Below are 3284 nucleotides of genomic sequence, written 5' to 3' on the forward strand. Positions count from 1 at the left end.
TTGATAGGTCGGGTGTGTAAGCGCTGTGAGGCGTTGAGCTAACCGATACTAATTGCCCGTGAGGCTTGACCATATAACACCCAAGCAATTTGCTTCTGCAGATTGCGGTGGTGAAGACGAAAGAACCGAAAGTTCGCAACCACAACGATCACATATCCGAATTGGCTGGAGTGTCATAAGACAGTCTGGCAACAGAATTTCTTGACGACCATAGAGCATTGGAACCACCTGATCCCATCCCGAACTCAGTAGTGAAACGATGCATCGCCGATGGTAGTGTGGGGCTTCCCCATGTGAGAGTAGGTCATCGTCAAGATTCATTTCGCAAAACCCCTATCTGCGCGAGCAGGTAGGGGTTTTGTCTTTTCTGGTTCCGACCATTTTCTCCTCTGTTGCTCGAGTACTGCCTTTCTGTGGGCCCTTTTCCTATGCAAGCCCCCGGGCCGTGGCTATCATGCCAGCCTAATTCCAAGTCGAGACTGGCATGCTGAAGTTGTTGAATCTCCTCAAGGATGGCCGGTTCCATTCCGGGCAGGCCCTAGGGGAAGCAATGGGGGTGAGTCGCAGCGCCGTGTGGAAGCAGCTGCAGCACCTGGAAAGCGAATTGAACCTTGTTATTCACAAGGTGCGTGGTCGTGGCTATCAATTGGCCGTACCGCTGACTTTGCTCGAGTCTGAGGTTATCCATGAGCACGGCCGGGGCGATCATTGGCCGCTTTGGATTCACGAGACAATAGATTCCACCAATGCCGAAGCTCTACGTCTTATTGCTCGGGGCGAGTCCGCGCCGTTTCTCGTTTTGGCGGAGCAACAGACAGCTGGCCGGGGTCGGCGCGGGCGCCAATGGGTGAGTCCTTTCGCTGAGAATCTCTATTACAGCCTGGTTCTGCGGGTCGAAGGCGGCATGCGCCAGCTCGAAGGGCTGAGCCTGGTCGTAGGATTGGCGGTCATGCGCACCTTGCAGGTGTTCGGTTTGGATGCTGCCGGCTTGAAATGGCCGAATGATGTGCTGGTGGGAGAGCGGAAAATTGCGGGCATCCTGTTGGAGTTGGTCGGCGATCCTGCAGATGTATGTCATGTGGTGCTGGGTATCGGTATCAATGTGAACATGCAGAGCAATGACCGGGTCGATCAGCAGTGGACTTCGATGAAGCGTGAGGTAGGTGGGGCAATCGACCGCAACCGTCTGGTCGCGCAACTCAACCAGCAACTGCAGCATGAGTTGGCCCGTCATCGTCGTTACGGGTTTGCGGCATTCCAGGAAGAGTGGGAGCAGGCAAACCTGTGGCAGGGGCGCACAGTGTCCCTGATTGCAGGTAGTAACCGTATCGATGGTGTGATGCTTGGGGTTGATGGGCTAGGCGCCTTGCGTCTCGAGGTCGAAGGTGTGGAAAAGAGCTTTAGTGCTGGAGAGCTCAGTTTGAGGTTGCGTGATGATTCTTGAGCTCGACTGCGGAAATAGTTTCATCAAGTGGCGTGTAATTCATGCCGGCGATGCGACCATTGTGGGTGGAGGCATAGTCGATTCTGATCAGGCACTGCTGGCCGAAGTGTCAGCGTTGCCTTCCGTGCGCCTCAGTGGTAGCCGGATGGTGAGTGTGCGCAGCGAAGAAGAAACCGACGCGCTTTGCCTACAGTTGGCGCAGCATTTCGGTGTCCGGGTGCTAGTCGCTCATCCTGCCCGTGAAATGGCGGGCGTGCGCAACGGATACGACGATTATCAGCGACTGGGTATGGATCGCTGGTTGGCGGCACTGGGTGCGTACCATCTGGCAAAAGGGGCGTGCTTGGTCATCGACTTGGGCACCGCAGCCAAGGCGGACTTCGTCGCTGCGGACGGGCAGCATTTGGGCGGTTACATTTGCCCGGGTATGCCGCTGATGCGTAGCCAATTGCGCACCCACACCCGTCGGATTCGTTACGACGATGCTTCAGCTGAGCGAGCTTTGATCAGTCTCGTGCCGGGACGCTCCACCGTGGAAGCTGTCGAGCGCGGGTGCGTGTTGATGTTGCAGGGTTTTGCGCGTACGCAGATTGAGCAAGCACAGGTGTTATGGGGTGAGTCATTCACGGCGTTCCTTACCGGTGGGGATGCGCCTTTGGTAAGAGATGCCGTTCCTCAGGTTCGGGTGGTGCCCGATCTGGTCTTTGTCGGTCTGGCCATTGCCTGTCCACTGGGTTGAGGTGCCTATGCGTTGGTTGTTTTTGCTATTGGTGGTGCTCAATATCGCTTATTACGTCTGGCATCAACAGGAGGCGCCTCTGAAGGCCAAGGAGGTTGCGCCTCTTTCCTTGTACAAAGGTAGTCAGCAAGAAATCCGCCTATTGCGTGAAACAGGCGCTTCAGCGCCGGCCAAGCGCCGCGATGAATGCCTGGTTGTCGGAGGGGTTCAGACTCAAGAGCAGTTGGACGCGCTACGTCAGCGCCTGGTAAGCCTGGATATTTCGACAGCGGAGGTGCCAGGCCAATTGCCAGGTGCTGATGGGCGCTGGCTCAAAGTTGCGGCCGAAAGCGAGCGTTTGCTGGACTCTGCGGTGCTCTCAAGTCTTTCCAAGGATTTCAAAGACTTAAAACACAAAATTATTTTATGCGAGGGTATTGCAACTGGTGAATAGCTTGATAGAATGGCGCCCGCTTCGCAGGGAACACCACTGAGGTGGTAAGACCGGAAGCTGTTGTCAAAGTAGCTAACCTCAAGATTTTAATGAGAAAAAGCTTGACAGCAGGACGGCAAGAGCTGAAAATGCCGCCCACACTCAGGAGGGGTTCCCGAGTGGCCAAAGGGATCAGACTGTAAATCTGACGTCTTCGACTTCGAAGGTTCGAATCCTTCCCCCTCCACCAGTTTAGCGAGAGCTGCAAGCTCCGCGGGTATAGTTTAGTGGTAGAACCTCAGCCTTCCAAGCTGATGATGCGGGTTCGATTCCCGCTACCCGCTCCAAGTTTGCTGTTGTTGCACAAAGTGTTGCGCTCTTGTAGCTCAGTTGGTAGAGCACACCCTTGGTAAGGGTGAGGTCAGCGGTTCAAGTCCGCTCAAGAGCTCCATATAAACAAGGCAGATATGAAAATATCTGCCTTTGTTTTATCAGTTGTAGTGACTATTTCTTCTGCGGAGGACTGTATCGATGGCTAAGGAAAAGTTTGATCGTTCCCTTCCCCACGTTAACGTCGGCACTATCGGCCACGTTGACCACGGTAAGACCACTCTGACTGCAGCTCTGACCCGCGTCTGCTCCGAAGTCTTCGGTTCGGCCGTCGTTGAGTTCGACAAGATCGACTCGGC

Annotated in this window: 4 protein-coding genes, 3 tRNA genes and 2 rRNA genes; all 9 read left to right on the forward strand. The window is 55.0% G+C overall.

Going from position 1 to position 3284, the window contains the following annotated elements; all coding sequences use genetic code 11:
* Window positions 1–73 (forward strand): 23S ribosomal RNA (locus DQ397_RS21245); the annotation flags it as partial.
* A gap of 127 nt (window positions 74–200) precedes the next feature.
* Window positions 201–316, forward strand: a 5S ribosomal RNA gene (rrf, locus tag DQ397_RS21250).
* Window positions 317–484: 168 nt separating this feature from the next.
* A complete protein-coding gene (birA, locus tag DQ397_RS21255; RefSeq protein ID WP_043215920.1) occupies window positions 485–1444 on the forward strand; it encodes a bifunctional biotin--[acetyl-CoA-carboxylase] ligase/biotin operon repressor BirA in 960 nt (319 codons plus the stop codon).
* Complete coding sequence (locus tag DQ397_RS21260; RefSeq protein ID WP_043215919.1) at window positions 1434–2183, forward strand: pantothenate kinase; 750 nt, start codon at window positions 1434–1436, stop codon at window positions 2181–2183. The genes birA and DQ397_RS21260 overlap by 11 nt, the downstream gene beginning before the upstream one ends.
* Before the next feature lie 7 nt (window positions 2184–2190).
* Window positions 2191–2616 (forward strand): hypothetical protein, encoded by a 426-nt coding sequence (locus tag DQ397_RS21265; protein ID WP_043215917.1) that lies wholly within the window; start codon window positions 2191–2193, stop codon window positions 2614–2616.
* A 144-nt stretch (window positions 2617–2760) separates the two neighbouring features.
* Window positions 2761–2845, forward strand: a tRNA-Tyr gene (locus DQ397_RS21270).
* A 23-nt stretch (window positions 2846–2868) separates the two neighbouring features.
* A tRNA-Gly gene (locus DQ397_RS21275) sits at window positions 2869–2942 on the forward strand.
* A gap of 28 nt (window positions 2943–2970) precedes the next feature.
* Window positions 2971–3046, forward strand: a tRNA-Thr gene (locus DQ397_RS21280).
* An 80-nt stretch (window positions 3047–3126) separates the two neighbouring features.
* Window positions 3127–3284: GTP-binding protein (locus DQ397_RS21285; protein ID WP_238556644.1), on the forward strand; the 158-nt coding region annotated here is incomplete at its 3' end.

This window comes from Pseudomonas sp. CK-NBRI-02, assembly GCF_008124495.1.
Taxonomy (GTDB): domain Bacteria; phylum Pseudomonadota; class Gammaproteobacteria; order Pseudomonadales; family Pseudomonadaceae; genus Aquipseudomonas; species Aquipseudomonas guariconensis.

Coding starts and splice junctions, on each gene's coding strand:
- birA (WP_043215920.1), top strand. CDS start 485: ATGCTGAAGTTGTTGAATCTCCTCAAGGATGGCCGGTTCCATTCCGGG.
- DQ397_RS21260 (WP_043215919.1), top strand. CDS start 1,434: ATGATTCTTGAGCTCGACTGCGGAAATAGTTTCATCAAGTGGCGTGTA.
- DQ397_RS21265 (WP_043215917.1), top strand. CDS start 2,191: ATGCGTTGGTTGTTTTTGCTATTGGTGGTGCTCAATATCGCTTATTAC.